16 protein-coding genes and 1 pseudogene are annotated in these 16,643 nt (G+C 67.2%); 7 read left to right on the top strand and 10 right to left on the bottom strand.

Annotated elements, in window-relative coordinates; genetic code table 11:
- Positions 1-547: 547 nt before the first annotated feature.
- Together EFAMC1_RS10420 and EFAMC1_RS10425 are read right to left on the bottom strand one after the other, a co-directional pair.
- Positions 548-1,609, bottom strand: a complete 1,062-nt coding sequence (locus tag EFAMC1_RS10420; RefSeq protein ID WP_154054204.1) for a hypothetical protein — start codon at positions 1,607-1,609, stop codon at positions 548-550.
- Positions 1,610-1,990: 381 nt separating this feature from the next.
- A complete protein-coding gene (locus tag EFAMC1_RS10425) occupies positions 1,991-2,167 on the bottom strand; it encodes a hypothetical protein (protein ID WP_187324666.1) in 177 nt (58 codons plus the stop codon).
- 65 nt (positions 2,168-2,232) lie between these two features.
- On the opposite strand from EFAMC1_RS10425, the gene EFAMC1_RS10430 reads away from it, so the two are divergent.
- Complete coding sequence (locus tag EFAMC1_RS10430) at positions 2,233-2,430, top strand: hypothetical protein (RefSeq protein ID WP_154054205.1); 198 nt, start codon at positions 2,233-2,235, stop codon at positions 2,428-2,430.
- A 12-nt stretch (positions 2,431-2,442) separates the two neighbouring features.
- Here the strand turns inward: EFAMC1_RS10430 and EFAMC1_RS11320 are convergent, their stop codons facing one another.
- The 4 genes and pseudogenes from EFAMC1_RS11320 to EFAMC1_RS10445 all read right to left on the bottom strand — a co-directional run bounded on the left by EFAMC1_RS11320 (position 2,443) and on the right by EFAMC1_RS10445 (position 4,959).
- Positions 2,443-2,841, bottom strand: a complete 399-nt coding sequence (locus tag EFAMC1_RS11320; RefSeq protein ID WP_261981878.1) for a hypothetical protein — start codon at positions 2,839-2,841, stop codon at positions 2,443-2,445.
- Between the two features lie 85 nt (positions 2,842-2,926).
- Positions 2,927-3,133: pseudogene (locus EFAMC1_RS11565) on the bottom strand (cytidylyltransferase domain-containing protein); the annotation flags it as partial.
- A gap of 550 nt (positions 3,134-3,683) precedes the next feature.
- Positions 3,684-4,352 carry a M48 family metallopeptidase gene (locus tag EFAMC1_RS10440; protein ID WP_154054207.1) on the bottom strand — a complete coding sequence of 223 codons (669 nt, stop codon included), beginning with the start codon at positions 4,350-4,352 and terminating at the stop codon, positions 3,684-3,686.
- A 28-nt stretch (positions 4,353-4,380) separates the two neighbouring features.
- Positions 4,381-4,959, bottom strand: coding sequence for a xanthine phosphoribosyltransferase (locus tag EFAMC1_RS10445; protein WP_154054208.1), 579 nt, complete (start codon positions 4,957-4,959; stop codon positions 4,381-4,383).
- A gap of 331 nt (positions 4,960-5,290) precedes the next feature.
- On the opposite strand from EFAMC1_RS10445, the gene EFAMC1_RS10450 reads away from it, so the two are divergent.
- From EFAMC1_RS10450 to EFAMC1_RS10460, 3 genes are read left to right on the top strand one after another with little or no spacing between them, the layout of a single operon-like run.
- The gene (locus EFAMC1_RS10450; RefSeq protein WP_154054209.1) at positions 5,291-6,970 is read left to right on the top strand and encodes an FAD-binding oxidoreductase; all 1,680 of its coding nucleotides are present in this window, start codon (positions 5,291-5,293) and stop codon (positions 6,968-6,970) included.
- Entirely contained in the window at positions 6,967-7,752 is a 786-nt protein-coding gene (locus EFAMC1_RS10455) for an electron transfer flavoprotein subunit beta/FixA family protein (protein ID WP_154054210.1), read from the top strand. Before EFAMC1_RS10450 ends, EFAMC1_RS10455 begins: the two co-directional genes overlap by 4 nt.
- Positions 7,749-9,023 carry an electron transfer flavoprotein subunit alpha gene (locus tag EFAMC1_RS10460; protein WP_154054211.1) on the top strand — a complete coding sequence of 425 codons (1,275 nt, stop codon included), beginning with the start codon at positions 7,749-7,751 and terminating at the stop codon, positions 9,021-9,023. Before EFAMC1_RS10455 ends, EFAMC1_RS10460 begins: the two co-directional genes overlap by 4 nt.
- 72 nt (positions 9,024-9,095) lie before the next feature.
- On the opposite strand, the gene EFAMC1_RS10465 is transcribed toward EFAMC1_RS10460, so the two are convergent.
- Entirely contained in the window at positions 9,096-9,890 is a 795-nt protein-coding gene (locus EFAMC1_RS10465; protein WP_187324667.1) for a GntR family transcriptional regulator, read from the bottom strand.
- A gap of 240 nt (positions 9,891-10,130) precedes the next feature.
- Between EFAMC1_RS10465 and EFAMC1_RS10470 the strand changes: the two genes are divergently transcribed.
- Together EFAMC1_RS10470 and EFAMC1_RS10475 are read left to right on the top strand one after the other, a co-directional pair.
- Positions 10,131-10,931, top strand: coding sequence for a hypothetical protein (locus EFAMC1_RS10470; protein WP_154054213.1), 801 nt, complete (start codon positions 10,131-10,133; stop codon positions 10,929-10,931).
- A 32-nt stretch (positions 10,932-10,963) separates the two neighbouring features.
- Positions 10,964-11,377, top strand: coding sequence for a hypothetical protein (locus tag EFAMC1_RS10475; RefSeq protein ID WP_154054214.1), 414 nt, complete (start codon positions 10,964-10,966; stop codon positions 11,375-11,377).
- 115 nt (positions 11,378-11,492) lie between these two features.
- Here EFAMC1_RS10475 and gltA read toward each other — a convergent pair whose 3' ends face one another.
- The 3 genes from gltA to pth form a co-directional block, all read right to left on the bottom strand.
- Positions 11,493-12,944: an NADPH-dependent glutamate synthase gene (gene gltA / locus EFAMC1_RS10480; protein WP_154054215.1), complete on the bottom strand. Its 1,452-nt coding sequence runs from the start codon at positions 12,942-12,944 to the stop codon at positions 11,493-11,495.
- On the bottom strand, positions 12,932-13,771 hold the full coding sequence (locus EFAMC1_RS10485; RefSeq protein ID WP_154054216.1) for a sulfide/dihydroorotate dehydrogenase-like FAD/NAD-binding protein: 840 nt from the start codon (positions 13,769-13,771) through the stop codon (positions 12,932-12,934). Before EFAMC1_RS10485 ends, gltA begins: the two co-directional genes overlap by 13 nt.
- A gap of 381 nt (positions 13,772-14,152) precedes the next feature.
- Entirely contained in the window at positions 14,153-14,785 is a 633-nt protein-coding gene (pth, locus tag EFAMC1_RS10490) for an aminoacyl-tRNA hydrolase (protein WP_187324668.1), read from the bottom strand.
- Positions 14,786-15,343: 558 nt separating this feature from the next.
- On the opposite strand from pth, the gene EFAMC1_RS10495 reads away from it, so the two are divergent.
- On the top strand, positions 15,344-16,414 hold the full coding sequence (locus tag EFAMC1_RS10495) for a hypothetical protein (RefSeq protein ID WP_154054217.1): 1,071 nt from the start codon (positions 15,344-15,346) through the stop codon (positions 16,412-16,414).
- The last annotated feature ends 229 nt before the right edge of the window (positions 16,415-16,643 follow it).

A 16,643-nucleotide genomic window follows, 5' to 3' on the forward strand; every position in this document is an offset into this window, starting at 1 on the left:
GTTTTCATCCGTATGATTCGTCACATTTCCGCCCACCGGATTCCCGCTGGTGGGCGGTTTTGGTTGGCGGGGAGGGCAAAGAGGCGAAGAGGGTCGTGCTGCTGGGCGGGCGTAAGCGGGTTAGGCGGGAAGGCGAAGAGGGGCGCGATACCGGGCGGGCGTAAGTGGGCAGGCAAGGAGACGAAGAAGGGTGCGTTGCTGGACGGCCCCAGGTTTGCATGAGCTCGCGTACGCTTTGCTCGCGATCGATTTTTATGTTTGCTGTCACGAAAACTCAGTTTGTGGGAAAGGGAAGTTCCCATCCTGAGGGCAATTGGGGGCTCGGCGCGTGTTTGAACGTGCGGCTGTGCCTGCGCACGACTTGGGACTTGGGGCGGCAACGAAGCTACCTGACGTTTTCCAAAAGAGCTATCAGCGATGTGGGCGAGTGGCGTGGAGGCGTGACGCGTGCGGTCCTTTGGCTGTCCCACAAACTTCGTTTTCATGGCAGAAAACGCCCAAACTGATCGCGTGGGGGGGCTGGTGGCCTGATGGAGTCCCCGCTTCGCTACAGCAGCGCGTCCAGCGTTTCGGCAAGCTCCCCGAGTGACCGGGGCCGATGGATGCGTTCCCGGTGCGCGTACGAGTTGGCGATGGTGTCCATGGGGCCATGCCATACAGCCATGACCTCGGGCTCGGTGACCGTCGCGTAGAGCTCGGCCGTGCACACGATGTGCGGTTCGATTCCAAGCAGGATGCGGGGCATGACCTGCGCGGTCGAGCAGCCTGCGAGCAGCACCGGGCCCTCGCCCACGATGCCCGACTTGTAGGCGAGCTTCCAGGGAATGCCGCTCTCGTCGTAGGCGATGCGCGGGTCGCGCGGCGAGTTGTCGCGCGGGTGGGGGCGTACGATGACCTCGCGCTCGTGCGGGTCAAACAGCTCGAGCACGCGCCTGTCCATCTCTGCCCTCTCTGCATAGGCGTCGACGGGCTGGGTGAGGTAGACGCAGCGCTTGCCGTGATAGGGTGCCAGCTGCGCATAATCGACCGCAAAAATGCGCTGGAGCGTATCGGCTAGCCTTCGGTCACCCAGCGAAAAGGGGAGCTTGCGTATGACGTCGCTTGCGCTCGAGTGGCAGAGCTCGGGTGCGCTCACGTAGAGCGCGGCGGGTCGCGGCGGCCCCGAGCCCCCGTTGTCGCGCAGGATGTCGCCCCCGTGGCTGCCGAGACCGCCGTCGAAGAGCACCAGCTCGGCATCGGGCGACGCCTGGAGCAGGGCCTTCACCGTGTTGAAGGGATAGCTGCAGAGGATGCGGACATAGGGGGCGTCGGGCACGTGTCTGCCGGTGGCCTGCGCGCGGGCACTCTCGTCCATCGCCACGGAGGCCTCGCTGCCCCGCAGGTCAAGGCTGGCGCCCTTGCCGGGAGCCACGTCGACGACCGCCCTCGTGAGGTGCTCATCGCGAAGCCTGCGCGAGATGGCCGCGGCGTTGGCGAAGCCGTGGCGCAGGTACAGGTCGCACGTCTCGGGCTGACACGTCGCTCCCTCCAAAAGCAGCGCCACGGCACCCATGAGCTGGTACGGCGTGCCACAGACAAGGGCCTGTCTGCCCGGTTCGCTCTGAGCCAAGGGAAAGCCTTTCCTGCGTGGGCGTTTGAAGCACTATGGCGCAATCGGTGGCCACGTGCCGGCACACTCCCGCACCGGCCCGCTTGACGAGGTGATCCCATGGCTCGCAAGCTCAGCTACCAGGAACGACGCTTTCGGGTGACGAGGCTGTTTGTCGGGTTCGTGTCCTTTCTCGTCAACCACCTGGCGTTCTCGTTCGTTGCGCCCACCTTCAAGCGTCGCTGGCAGCGCGAGGGCACGGACCCCACGTCCGATGAGTTCGGCAACCGCTGGAGCGACTCCACCGACCGCTGGGTCTTCGCCAACCTCGTGGCGGTGCTCGTCTGCTCCGTGGCGATGTGCCTCGCCAGGAACATTGCCACGGAGCTGGCTCATCTCCCTCTACGGCGCGCTGCGCATCATCGAGATCCTCGCGGTGCGGCTCAAGATCGTCCCCATCGACCCTTTCGACGCGGACGGCATGGTGCGGCCCCATTGCACGATCACGGGCATCCAGCGCTCCATCGTGTGCCCGCTGTTCAACAACCTCGAGATGATGCTGTGGTTCGCGTGCCTCATGACCTTCCTGATGGGGGCTGGGCACGGGCGAGGCGCTCTCGTGCCCGCTCATCGTCTCGGCGAACGTGTTCGGGCGCCTCACCTTCGACTCCGACCGCGTGATGGCGCTGCTTGGCGTGCCGAGCGACTGGCCCACCTACCTCGCACTTTTCGAGGCCGTGTCGGGCATGGTCATGAACGTCGCGAGCATCGGGCGCTTCGTGGGCGCCCTGCCGGGGCTGCAAGTGTTGCCAAGGCATGGCCACGACCCGCACCGCAAGTGAGCCGTTGCGTGCCTAGCGCCGGGCGATGATCTTCCGGGCCTCCTCGAGGTCGGCCGGCTCATCGATGTCGAGCGCCTGCGAGCGGTCGAGCACCCAGCCGACCGGGCTGTCGTTGAGGCTCGTATCGGGACGAATCTCCTCGGCGCGGTTGATGAAGATGGCCCCGTCGAACGTGAAGTACGTGGGCATGTCCTGGCGGCGCGCCGTGCTGCCCTGGGCCAGCAGGTGCGAGAGCGTGCCGTCGGCGGCCATCGTGCGCATGAGGATGGGCGAGACGTCCACCTCGCCGATTGAGACCAGACCGCGCTCGCCGCACCCCTCGAAGCGCTCGAGTGCGCGGTCGAGGTCGGCTGCCGTGCGAAACGGGCTTGTGGCCTGCAGAAGTACGACGATATCGTAGCGCCTCCCCATCTCGGCGAGGCGTGCCAGGCCCTCTACCGTGCAGTCGATGGTCTTCGAGCCGCCCTGCGCGAGCTCCGCTGGCCGTAGGAACGGAGCCCAGGCACCGCGCGCGAGCTACCTCGGCAATCTCCTCGTCGTCGGCGAACGCGAAGCAGTCGTCGGCGTAGGCCGAGCCCAGCGCCGCCTGGATGCTGTGCCAGATGAGGGGATGCCCGCCGAGGTCTTGAATGATCTTGCGGGGGAGACCCTTACTCCCGCCTCGTGCGGGGATGAGGGCGAGGACGCGCTTCAACTCAAGCATGGGGCCCCAAACATGTGTCGGTCTGCCCTCCCATCCGGCTGGATGACCTGCTTTCGAGCATGCCAGTAGCCTATCGCGGCCGGTGCGAGGACGGTGATCTGCAGCCTGGGCCGGCTTGTGCCAGTCCAGCCTTTCTTGCGTCCTCCTGGGTTTTCTCTGCCCGTTTTGGAGCGGAGAATTGTCAGGCCGAGCGCGACGGGCCCTCGTGGTACGTCTCCGTTGCCGCTTTTGGAGTTGAGGGGAGGCCTCCAGCCAAGGCTTGCGATCGATTTCGGCGATTGCTGTCACGAAAACGCAGTTTGTGGGAAACGATGTCTTCGGCGCACGGGACGAGCACGGTGATTGGACGTGTGACAGTGGTGCGGTGTGAACTGGAGCTTGAAGTGACAGTCAATCTACCTAGTCTTTTTCAAATGTCATATTTGGGAGGCGGCATGTGGTGCGGCGTCATGGGAGCTTCGGCTGTTGAGTGTTTCCCACAAACTGCGTTTTCGTGGCAGAAAAGGGATTCTTGTTCGCGGGGTGCCCGTCCAGCCAAGCCCGAGCTACCTCACCCAAGCGCCGGAGGCTGCCTCAGCCGCGCGCGAATCTCGCGCTCGTTGGGGATCGCACGAGCTACGATGGCGTGAAAGCGCTGGTTATGGCTGGGTTCCAGCAGGTGCGCCAGCTCGTGCGCCACGACGTAGCCAAGGCACTCGGGTGGGTAGGCCGCCAGGCGCGCGTTGATGCGGATTCGTCCGGTCTTGGGCGTGCACGAGCCCCAGCGGCTCTTCATGACTCGCACCTGCCAGCCACTCGCATGGGCTCCTACCTGCGGCTCCATACGCTCGATGACCTCCGGCAGCATCCGGGTCATCTCGGCGTGATAGAGTTCTTCGAGCTCCTCCGCCGAGGCGGCCGACCCGTCCGGCGACCTGCGAAGCTTGCCCCAGAGGGCGTAGCCGCCGGCGCACCCCTCGTTTCGAGTCGCCGCCTCGGTCCGCGCAAGCACGCGCCGCCGAGTCCGCGCGATCCACGTGGCGTGCGCGTTCAGAAACGTCTGCGCCTGCTCGCGCGACACGTGCCAGGGAACGCTCAGGACAACACTGCCACCTGTCTGAACCCGCAGGTTGAGGTTGCGTACGCACTTGCGCGTCACGCAAACGGGGACGGCCTCCTGCGAAGAGGTGCCGCCCCCGACCAAAACATGCAGGATGTAGCTGGGATTCTCTTGTGCCATGGCCGCCTGCGAGCCCGCCTGTCAGCTACTACTCGAACTCGATCTCGCCCGTCGCAGCGTTCATCGACTTCACGATTGCGAGGCTCTCAAGCTGGTAGCCGCGTTCGCGCAGGCTCTTGCCGCCCGGCTGGAAGCCCTTCTCGATCGCGATGCCGATCCCCTCCACGATGGCGCCCGCCTCGCCGCAGATCTCGAGCAGGCCGTTGAGCGCGCAGCCCATCGCCAGGAAGTCGTCGATGACGAGCACGTGCTCGCCGCTCTTGAGGAAGCGCTTCGCTACGATGACGTTGTACTCGCGCTTCTTGGTGTAGCTGCGGATCTTGGTGCGGTACTGGTCGCCGTCGAGGTTGATCGACTCGGTCTTGCGCGCAAACACCACCGGCACGTTGCCAAAGTGCGTGGCCGCCACGCACGCGATGCCGATGCCCGAGGCCTCGATCGTCAAAATCTTGTCGACCTTCTTGCCGGCGAACAGCCGCGCCCACTCGGCGCCCATCTTCTCGTAGAGCGCGACGTCGCACTGGTGGTTGAGGAAGTTGTCCACCTTGAGGACGTTTCCCTCGCGAACGATGCCGTCCTGGCGGATTCGATCCTCGAGCTCCTTCATGCGGCGGCTCCTCCTTGAAGTTGCGGACAATGACCTACCTGCTGATTCGAACATTATGCAGCTTTTTGCCGCGCAGTGGGAGTGAGGGAGGGAGAGGAGGGACGTTGGGCGCGAGGTGGTGGGGCGCGGCGGCGGGTGAGGGGGGGCAGTGCCTGGGAAGAGTGTGGCGGAGGGCGTGGGCGAGAACGGCGCCTGTCGGGAAGCCGGGGGCGGTCGCCGGGTGCAGGTGCGAAACACGCCGGCAACGTTGGGGGAATAGCGTAGTAACCCAGCGAGTCTGCCCGGGTGCGGGGGTCCCGGCAGGCGTGGGCACAGAGGGAGAGTGCGTGCCATGTCATTGATTCGGCCATTGACCTCGGATTTCGAGGAGTACGTACGAGACGAGTCGCGCACGGTGGGGGAGGCGGACACCATCTCCTTCCCCACGTCGGAGGACGAGGTGTGCCAGACCCTACGCGAGCTGCACGGCGACGGCACGGTACACGCGGACGGCACGCCCGGCGGCGCCGTGCCCGTGACCGTGCAGGGCGGGCGCACGGGGCTTGCCGCCGGCGCGGTGCCCCACGGCGGCCACGTCATGAACCTCTCGCGCATGAACGCCTTCCTGGGCCTGCGTAGGGACGAGAATGGCACCTACTACCTGCGGGTTCATCCGGGCGTTGTGCTGGCCAACCTGCGCAAGGCACTTGCCAACAAGTCCGTCCCCACGGCCGGCTGGGACAAGGCGAGCCTCGAGGCACTCGAAGAACTCTATGCCGGGCCCGAGCAGTTCTTCCCGACCGACCCCACCGAGACCTCGGCCTGCATCGGCGGCATGGTGGCCTGCAACGCCTCGGGCGCGCGCAGCTACCACTACGGGCCGACCCGCCCGCACGTGAGCGCGGTGCGCGTGGCCCTGGCCGACGGCGACATGCTAGCCCTGCGCCGGGGCGAGACCCACGCCACGGGCCGCACGCTGCACCTCACGACCGAGGGCGGTCGCGAGCTCACGCTCGACCTGCCCACCTACCAGATGCCCCACACCAAGAACGCGTCGGGCTACTTCGCGGCCGACGACATGGACGCCCTCGACCTGTTCGTGGGTTCGGACGGCACGCTGGGCGTCATCACCGAGATCGAGCTTGCGCTCATGCCCAACCCGCCCGTGGTCTGGGGCGTGAGCTGCTTCTTCGAGAGCGAGGCCGCGGCGCTCGACTTCACTGTGGCCGTGCGTCCGCGCCTCTCCAACGCCGCCGCCATCGAGTACTTCGACGCCGGTGCCCTCGACATCCTGCGCTCGCAGCGCGCCAACGCCGCCGCCTTCGCGAGCCTGCCCGACGTGCCCGCGCGCTACGTCGTCTGCGTTTACGTCGAGCTCGACTGCCCCGACGACGCCACGGCGCTTCGGCAGCTCTACCTCGTGGGGGACGCCCTGCGCGAGGTGGGTGCCAGCGAGGATGACACCTGGGTGGCCCGCACCGACGTCGACCGCGAGCGCCAGCGCTTCTTTCGCCACGCCGTGCCCGAGAGCGTCAACATGCTCATCGACGGGCGCCGTCGCACCGACCCCGTCATCACCAAGCTGGGAAGCGACATGTCCGTGCCCGACGAGCACCTCCACGACGTGGTGGCGCTCTACCGCCGCACGCTGGCCGAGAGCGGCCTGGAGAGCGCGGCGTGGGGCCACATCGGCGCCAACCACCTGCACGTGAACGTGCTGCCGAGAAACGCCGACGACTTTGCCGCCGGCAAGCGTCTCTTTGCCGGCTGGGCCAAGGAGGTCACGCGCATGGGCGGCGCCGTCTCGGCCGAGCACGGCGTGGGCAAGATCAAGCGCGGCTTCCTCATGACGATGTACGGCCCCCAGCACATCGCGGAGATGGCGCGGCTCAAGCGCGAGCTTGACCCGGCGGGCCAGCTGGGTCGTGGCAACCTCTTCGACGAGGCGCTGTTGGATGTGGACGGGGGCGCGACCGTGGGCGAGGCCGCACCCGTGGGCGAGGCCGCGGAGAAGGGCGGTGAGCGCGCATGAGGATGGTCGTCTGCATGAAGGCCGTGCCCTCCACCACCGAGGTGCGCATGGACCCCAAGACCAACACGATCGTGCGCGACGGCAAGCAGTCCGTCGTGAACCCGTTCGACGCCGCGGCGCTCGAGGTGGCGCTCCAGCTCAAGGAGCGGCTTGGTGGCCACGTCACGGCGCTCTCGATGGGCATCCCCGACACCCAGCGCCTCCTGCGCGACGCCATCGCGCGCGGTGCCGACGACGCGATGCTGCTGAGCGACCGCGCCTTCGCCGGCTCGGACACGCTGGCCACCTCCTATGCGCTCTCGCTGGCGTTTGGCAAGATGGACGCACCAGCTGACCTCGTGCTTTGCGGCAAGATGGCGGTTGACGGCGACACGGCCCAGATTGGCCCCGAGCTTGCGGGCCTGCTCGACGTGCCCTGCGTCACGAGCGTCTCTGAGATGCTCGAGGCCACGCCTGACCACCTCGTCGTGCGCCACGACGTCGACGGCGGCACGGAGACGGTCGAGGTGCCGCTGCCGGCCGTGCTCACGCTCACCAAGGACGTCGCGACCCTGCGCATGCCCAGCATCGCGGGTGTGCGCGCGGGCGAGGCGGCCGAGGCGAGCGTCTTGGACGCGGCTGCCGCCGGTGCCAACCGCGCGCGCTGCGGGCTGGACGGCTCGCCCACGCAGGTGGTTCGCTCGTTCGTGCCCGAGCGCACCAACGAGGCCGTGGAGCTTTCGGGCACGCCGGTCGAGCAGGCCAGCGTGCTGCTTGACGTGTTTGGGGAGGCCGCACGATGAGCGGACTTGTTGTCGATACCGAGAAGTGCGTAGGGTGCCGTCGCTGTGAGCGCGTGTGCGGAAACGACGGCATCGAGGTTGTGAACCGCAAGGCGCACGTGCTCGACGGCTGCATCAGCTGTGGCATGTGCGTGGACGCGTGCCCGGTGGGCGCGCTCTCCATCGAGAAGGACAGTGCCGCGGGCGTCGACCTCTCGGCCTACCATGACATCTGGGTGTTCTGCCAGATGGATGGCGAGGGGGCTGTCCTGCCGGTGGCCTTCGAGCTGCTGGGCAAGGGCCGCGAGCTTGCCGATGCGCGTGGCTGCGGGCTCGTGGCCGTGCTGGGCGAGGGGAGCGGGACCGATGCGAGCGCGCCGCAGGAGGCCGGCGCGTCTGGGGCGGGCGTGCCCGACGCTGCCGAGCCCGACGCCGTATCCACCCTGCTCGCGGCCGGTGCCGACGAGGTCATCCGCACGCGGGACGAGCGCCTGGCCCACCCCAATTCCGAGGTCTTCGCCGACTGGCTCGTGGCCCTCGCGCACGAGCGCAAGCCCGAGGTCATCCTCTACGGCGCCACCAACTTTGGCCGCGAGCTGGCCCCGCGCGTGGCGGTGCTGCTCCAGACGGGCCTCACGGCCGACTGCACCATCCTCGAGATGGACGCCGAGCATGGCCTCCTGCTCCAGACGCGCCCCGCGTTCGGCGGCAACCTCATGGCCACGATCGAGTGCCCCTCGCACCGCCCGCAGATGGCCACGGTGCGCCCGGGCATCTTCCAGGCGCCCGAGCCGCGTTCCGTCGACGCCGCAACGGCGGCCGGCGCCGTGGTCGACGTGCCGCTCGACGCGGATGTCCACGCCCGCACGCGCGTGATCGAGGCCGAGGTGGCCGACACCGCCGGCTCCATCACTGACGCCGACGTGCTCGTGGTCGTGGGGCGCGGCATCGGCAGCAAGAAGGCGCTGGGTCCGGTGCGCCGGCTGGTGGACCTTCTGGCCGAGCGTCTCGGCTGTACGGTGGCCCTTGGCTGCACGCGTCCCATCGTGGAGGCCGGCTGGCTCGAGTACTCGCACCAGGTGGGGCAGACGGGCGTGTCGGTGGCGCCAAAGCTGCTGGTGAGCCTGGGTGTCTCGGGCGCCATCCAACACCTGGCGGGCATCGGCGGCGCCGAGTGCGTCGTGGCCGTGAACGAGGACGAGGGTGCCCCCATCTTTGGCGTGGCGCAGTACAAGGTGGTCGCGGACTGCCGCGAGGTCGTCGACCAGCTCATCGCGCAGCTGAGCGCGTAGGATCTGGCCGGCATCTCGCGAAGGGTGCCGAGCTGACTCGCTCCGACGCCTCGCGAGGGGCGTCGGCTTGTCTCACACCACCACCTTGCGTGCGCTGGAGCCGTCGATGTCGTAGGCTGTCTCGACGCGCAGGCGGTCGGCCCGCGCGATGCCCACGCTCGTCTCGAGCGTCTGGCCCTGGGTGCCCAGCGAGCGCGCGACGATGCGCAGGGCCGCGCTTCCCGGAGAGGTCTCCAGCAGCCGTGCCTCACGCCGGTCGAGCGTGATTGCCTCCACGTATTCCTCGGTCCGGCTCGACAGCTCGCCCGACTCTTCGGCGATGCACTGGTAGAGCGAGGTGCTCTCGAGGTTCGCGCTGTCCAGGCACGGGCAGAGCGCTTGGGGCACGTAGGCTAGCTCATGGATGACGGGGTCCTTGTCGGCGAGGCGCAGACGGTTGATCTCCCAGAGCGGCGTGCCGTCGGCGACGCCCAGCGAGCGCGCGACTGCTCCCGCCGCGGGCACCACCTTGATGCCCAAGAAGCGCGAGCCTGGTCGCGCGCCCGACCTCCCAATCGCGCTCGAGGTACTTACCTGCTGATAGATGGTGTCGAGCCGGCTGCTTTCCTCGGGGAGCGACACGAACGAGCCCCGGCCGCGCCGGCGGGTCGCGTAGCCCTCGTCCACGAGGTCCCGGTAGCAGCGGCGCACGGTGGCGCGCGAGAGGCCAAACGTCTCACAGAGGGCCTGCTCGGTGGGCAGGGCCTCGCCCGCGCCCAGCGTTCCGGTGGCAATGAGCTGCAGGATGCGGTGCTTGAGCTGGCGGTAGAGCGGAACGCCTGAGCTCTCGTCGAGCGCGTCGTGCGAGATGAGGGCGAGTGCGTCCATGGCTGCTCCCGGTCCTTGCGGCGTGGGTTGTCTGGCGATTTGCGGTCCCCGGGGGCCCATGTCGTGGCGACCAGCCATTCCGCCCACACTTTGTATGCACCTTTGTCCGCATTGTATCGTACATACAGACCAATTGGCCCAGTTGGGCGAGATGCGATCGCGTGGCCCGTATCCTGCAGGTGACACGGGGCGCCACGGAACGGGCGCCATGACGCGGGACCCAGGTGGAAGGAGACCACGATGATCGCATCCACGCAGGTAACGGCTTCTTCGACGGACAGGCCGGCACAGGCAGAGGCATTTGGAAGCGAGGGCCTGGCAGGGCTGGCGAGCCACCTCGACCTCGAGATTCCCACCGGCGTCGCGCCGCTCGACGTTGCCGCTCTCATCCGCAGGGCCCGTGAGCTGGGCGTTCGCTCCGTGTGCGTGCCGACCGAGGTCGCAACCGCCGCGCACGACGCCCTACGCGGCCGCGTGCGCGTACGCACCACGTGCGACCAGGTGCTCGGCTGGCCGGGAAACTCGCTGCTCATGCACGTTGGCGAGCGGCTGGAAGGCCGCCTCGTCGACGAACTCGACATCCCCGTCGACGCGTCCGTCCTGGGAGACGCCGCGTGGCTCTCGCCGCAGCTGCGCCGCGTCGTCGCGCGATGCCATGCGCACGGGGCCTTTGCCGCGGTGGCCCTGTGCACGGCCGGCCTCACGACGGCCGAGCTCCGCACGCAGGTTCGCGGCCTGGCGCGCGCGGGCGTCAACGCCCTTGCGCTGGTCGTGCCGGAGGGCGGGGCGCTTCCGCTCGAGCTCGTGGCGGCTGCGGTCGACGAGACGGCGGGTCGGCTCGCCGTGCGCGTCGTCATGCCGGGTGTCACGTTCTCCCAGCTCCAGCGCATGCTCGACCTGGGCGTGCAGTCCGTGTCCGTGACGCCAGACGAGATGGATGTCCTGCTCGCGGCCGCCGTCGCAGCCGACGAGGCCGCGGCCACGGCCGCATCTGCCACGGCCGCACCCGCGGCTGCCACGCCCCGCCCCAAAGCCGCCTAGCCCTGACCGCACCCGCGGCCGCCACGCCCCTCGTGACCTGCCACATCGACCACGACGCGGCCGAGGTCCTCTATCGCCAGGCGTGTGAGCTGGGCCTCACCCAGCACATCTACAACACCGAGGGCCGCATGCTCGTCGTCGATGCGGACGCCACGGAGCGCGCCTACCTCTCGAGCATGCCCGGCACCGAGTTCGTCTCGAGCGAGGGGCACCCCAGCATCGCATCGTTCTTCGGCGCCGACGACGTCGTGAAGGTCATCTTTGCCAGTTCGGGTTTTGCCATGCTCCGCGAGCTGGGTGAGCGCCAGCGCCCCGAGCTTGCCGCGCACGGCATCGACGTCACCGACGACGCGCGGCCGCACTGCGACGTGGTGCTCAAGACACGTAGCGAGGACGGTGCCTTCGAGGAGCTCCATGAGCGCTTCGTTGAGCCGGACCTCATCTGAGGAGGGCTGCGGGCGACTCGTTCGCACGCGCCCCACATTCCACTCACAGAAAAGGCGGGCCCGGACGCATCATCCGAGCCCGCCTCATCAGCCTATCAGCCCAGCTAGATAACCCTTACGCCTCGACGGCGTCGGCCTTCTCCTCGGTCGCGGGGGCACCGTCGCCCTCGAGCGCGGTCATCATGGAGTGGGCGGCCTTCTTGCCGGCGCCCATGGCCAGGATGACGGTCGCAGCACCGGTCACGATGTCGCCGCCAGCCCAGACCTTCGGGTTGGAGGTGTGGCCGTTCTCGTCGGTCTCGATGTAGCCCCACTTGTTGAGCTCCACGTCGGCGGCAAGCTTCGGGAACGGGTTCGCGAAGGTGCCGATGGCGGTGACGGCCACGTCGCACGGGATGTCGAACTCGGAGTTGGCCACGGCATGCGGACGACGACGACCGCTCGCGTCAGGCTCGCCAAGCTCCATCTTCTGCAGACGGACCTTGCTCACGAAGCCCTTCTCGTCGGCGATGAACTCGACCGGTGAGACCAGCTCCATGACCTTCACGCCCTCCTGCTTGGCGTGGTGCAGCTCGGCGCGACGGGCCGGCATCTCGGCCTCGGTACGACGGTAGGCCAGGGTGACCTTGTCGGCGCCCAGGCGAAGCGCGGTGCGCGCGGCGTCCATGGCCACATTGCCGCCGCCGAAGACCACGACGTTCTTGCCGTGCTTGGTGGGTGTGTCGAACTTGGGGAAGCTCTCGGCCTTCATGAGGTTCACGCGGGTGAGGTACTCGTTGGCGCAGAAGACGCCGGGGAGGTTCTCGCCCGGGACGTTGAGGAAGCGGGGAAGGCCCGCGCCCACGCCCAGGAACATGGCGTCAAAGCCCTGCTCCTCGAAGAGCTCCTTGGCGTCGGTGATGCGGCCCACGACGCTGTTGTACTCGAACTTGACGCCCAGGTCCTTGAGGCCGTCGATCTCGCGCTTGACGATGGCCTTGGGCAGACGGAACTCGGGGATGCCGTAGGACAGCACGCCGCCGCCGGTGAAGAAGGCCTCGAACACCGTGACGTCGTAGCCGTTCTTGGCAAGCTCGCCGGCGCAGGCGATGCCGGACGGGCCGGAGCCCACCACGGCGACCTTCTTGCCGTTGGACGGCTTGACCTCGGGCTCGCGCGCAAGCTCGCCGGCATTGTCGCCGAGGAAGCGCTCGAGCTGGCCGATTGCGATGGCCTTGCCCTTCTTGTTGAGGATGCAGTGGCCCTCGCACTGGTTCTCCTGCGGGCACACGCGGCCGCAGACGGAGGGGAGCATGCTCTCCTCGTGGATGATATCGAGGCCCCCGCCGAAGTCGCCCTGGCGAATCTTCTCGATGAAGTGCGGGATGTCGATGTTGACCGGGCAGCCCTGCACGCACTGCGGCTTCTTGCAGTCGAGGCAGCGGTTGGCCTCGGCGACGGCGTCGGCCATGGTGAAGCCGCGGTCGACCGGACGAAAGTCCTTGGCACGCTCGGAGGCGACCTCCTCGTTGTCAGGAGTGCGGTCCGCCTTCATATTGGGCTTGTACTTACCGTTTACCTGTGGCATGCGCAGGTCTCCTCCTCGTAGGCCTTGAGGGCGATGCCCTCTTCCGTGCGATACGAACCCTGGCGGGCGCGCAGGTCGTTCCAGTCGACGAGCGTGGCGTCAAAGTCCGGGCCGTCGACGCAGGCAAACTTGGTCTTGCCGCCGACCTCGACGCGGCAGCAGCCGCACATGCCGGTGCCGTCGACCATGATCGGGTTCAGGGAGGCGATGATGGGGATGTTCTCCTCCTGACAGGTGATGGCGGAGAACTTCATCATCGGCACGGGGCCCACGCAGAAGGCGGCGTCGATGGCACCGGCCTCGCAGAGGCGCTTGAGCGGGAGGGTGACGACGCCCTTCTCGCCCTCGGAGCCGTCATCGGTGGTGATGTAGAGGCCCTCGAGCGGCAGCTGCTTGATCTGGTCGGTGAGGAGCAGCAGGTCCTTGGTGCGGGCGCCCATGATCATCGAGACCTTCTTGCCCTGCTGGCAGAAGGTGCGGGCCACGGGGTAGGCGATAGCCAGGCCCACGCCGCCGCCGATGACGGCCACACGCTCGCCCTCGATCTCGGTGGGGTTGCCGAGCGGGCCGGTGAGGTCCTGGATGTAGTCACCCTCCTCGAACTTGGAGAGCATCTCGGTGGTCTTGCCGATCACCATGAAGATGAACTCGATCCAGCCCTCCTCGGCGTTCCAGCCGGCGAGGGTGAAGGGGACGCGCTCGCCCTCCTCGTTCGCGCGGACCATGAGGAACTGGCCGGCATGGGCCTTCTTGGCCATCTGCGGCGCCTCACAGCGGAACTCGAACACCTTCTCCGAGAACTGATGCTTTTTGAGGATCTTGTACATGCAGATCTCCTCTCCTAAAGCTCTTCCACGCACGCTTGATATGGCCCCGCAGGCTTTGCCCCGTCCCGCGCGAGCCATGGTTGCGCACCATGCACACAGTCGCCATTCTATCTTGTTGAACGAGTTTCAATCGTGTAAATTGCCTGCGTATAATACCTGTTCGCAAAAGGTATTTAAACTGGGTGGAGAGGCTGGGCGCGGGGTTTGGAATCCCGGTGGGTCCCCGGTTTTTGGCAGGCGGTGGGCTGGTGGGGTGCCTGGAATCCTGGCAGGCCCTCGATTTCTTGGTGGGCGGTTTGTTGGCGCGGCGCCGCCCTTTTTGGGCCGGGATGACTGCGGCCGGCGCCCCGATTCGGCGCCGGCCGCATGCCGTTTCTCGCTCTAGCGGGCGCCCGGCTTCCCGGCGCCGTTCACGTGGTCACGCGCGAAGATGACGCCACGCTCGAGCGCGAGCTCGGCCGCGTCGGCGGCGTCGACGGCGGCCTGCGCGCCCTCCTCCAGCTCCTTGGGGCGGTATTCCTTGAGTACCCAGTCGACCACCTGCATGCGGCCCGGCGGCATGCCGATGCCCACGCGGATGCGGCTGAAGTCGCGGCTGCCCAGCTTGTTGATGATCGACTTGAGACCGTTGTGGCCCGCGTGCCCGCCGCCCACCTTGACCCGGACGTCGCCGGGGTCGAGGTCGAGCTCGTCGTGGATTACGAGCAGCTCCTCGGGCGCCACGCCGTACTCGGCGCAGAGCTTGGAGATGGGGCCACCGCTCGTGTTCATGTAGCTCTGGGGCTTGGCGAGCACCACCTCACGCACGCACGGGTGGCCCTCCTCGTCGAGGCCGCGGGCCCTGACGGCGGCAACCTCCGCGCCGCACTGGCTCTTCCAGTAGCCGGCGCCAAGGCGGCGCCCCAGCTCGTCGATGGCGCGAAAGCCCGCGTTGTGGCGGGTGTTGGCGTACTCCTCGCCGGGGTTGCCGAGTCCCGCCACCATGCGGATCGTCTTGGGCTGGGAAGTGGGCATGCGTGCTCCTTGCGTGTGTCGTCGGGCGTCGGTTCCCGCAAAGTCATGGGGAGCATCATGGTAGCTCTCGTGGTCTGCCGGGGTGTTTGGGGCCGCTTGCAATCCGTGTCGTACCCGCGGTCGTTCGCGATTCGTGCCAGGTTTAGCACCATTTTCATTGTCCAGGGTCAAAACTATCGAGTTTGCTGCAGTTCAAATGCCCTCGGCCAAGTAGCCCGTAACGGGGGGGAAACTCGCTACCTGCATGTTTGTAACTGGGAAACCCATGGCTACTTGGCCACACCGAAATGAACTGCAGCAAACTCGATAGTTTCGTTTCTCCTGGGCCTCAACGTGGCCATTTTCTGCGGTTCTTGTCGTTCACCTTGGCCAAAGGGGCCGTCTGCCGACGGGCAGCCCGCGCGCGCCCGAAACGTGAGGGCCCCATGCTAGTTTCCGGATATGGAAGCAATCATCTGTGGCATATCGGCTTGGCAGTACCACCGCGTCCCTCCGCTCGTGCGGGACGTGGAGATCGATGCCGCCCGTGCAACCGCCCCAGCTCCGGCGGGTCTTGCGATGCCACCCGGAATCATCGCAGGGAGGTCCAATGCCCGCGCGGTCGAGCGGCTTGTGCGCTCGCGTATCCTCACGGACCTCAAGGGGCTCTCGCTCCCGATCCACCTGATGGTCCCCGACTCCTCAGGCATGCACGAAACTCGGCTTGTCCATTCCCATCGCATCCCCAAGCGGCTTCCGAGGGAGCACCTGGTTGACCTTGGCAACGGCCTGTTCGTGCTGTCCCCCGAGCTGACGGTCATGCTCCAAGGCACTGGCGCAAGCAAGGTAAAAGTTGCAAAGATGATGTTCGAGGCCTGCGGCCTCTTCTCGCTGCTGCCATCAAACGACCGGATCGACCTCGTCGCTTCCGACCTGGTCTCCCAGGGTGTCTTGGTGCGCGAGAGCTTCGGGGCAGATAGCATCTTCGGCTACAGCGACGACGCGGGCAGGCCGCTTGGCTTTCTCGACTGGGAGGGGAACCCGCTTGGCTGGACGCCGGCCTTCGACCGTCTCGGCAGGCTCACGGACCTCTGGAAGCGACCGCCCCTTACGAGCGTCGAGGAGCTGACATGCCTGCTTTCCGAGCTGGGCGGGTTGCGCGGCCTTGGCGTTGCGCGCGCCGCCGTAAAGATGGTCAGGAACGGTGCCGCCTCGCCGGAGGAGGCGAGGTGCTGCATGCTGCTGTGCTCGGGCGCGCGTCATGGTGGCGAGGCCTTCGGCTCGCCGGACCTCAACCGGCAGATTCAGCTTTCCCCCGAGGCTCAGGCGCTGTCGGGCCTTGGCTTTTGCGTCGGCGACCTGGTCTGGAAGGAGCGCAGGCGCATCCTCGAGGTGCAGGGCAAGGGCTTTCACGCCGACGCCCAGGGGTTCGAGGTGACTACGGGCAGAAGGGCCGGGCTCGAGAGCATGGGCTACGAGCTGCTGGAGGTCACGCCTCACCAGATGGCCCACCTCGAGCTGCTCGATGCGATGCTGCCCTCCTTCTCGAGCAGGCTGGGGTTCAAGTTGAGGAAGCGCACGGCCGCCTTTCTCGCGCGACGCAATGCGCTCCACGCGGAGCTCTATGGCGGCCCCTATGACGAATGCTAGCCGGCAGATGGGGCTTGTGGGGGTTGGAATTGGGGTGATTGGGACGTAACGCGGTCCTATGACGATTGCTAGCTGGCCAAGAGGGCTTGCGTGGGGCTGCGATTCTTGGGAGAGGTGGGCGTGCGGGTGGGCTGGGGTGCCTTTTGCGCGGGGCGCGGTGGCCTGGGCACAGGGTATTTTGGGTCTGAGAATCAAAACTATCGAGTTTACTGCAGTCGAGGGGCGACGG

The sequence above is a fragment of the Olsenella uli genome (genome assembly GCF_901212675.1).
Taxonomy (GTDB): domain Bacteria; phylum Actinomycetota; class Coriobacteriia; order Coriobacteriales; family Atopobiaceae; genus Parolsenella; species Parolsenella uli_B.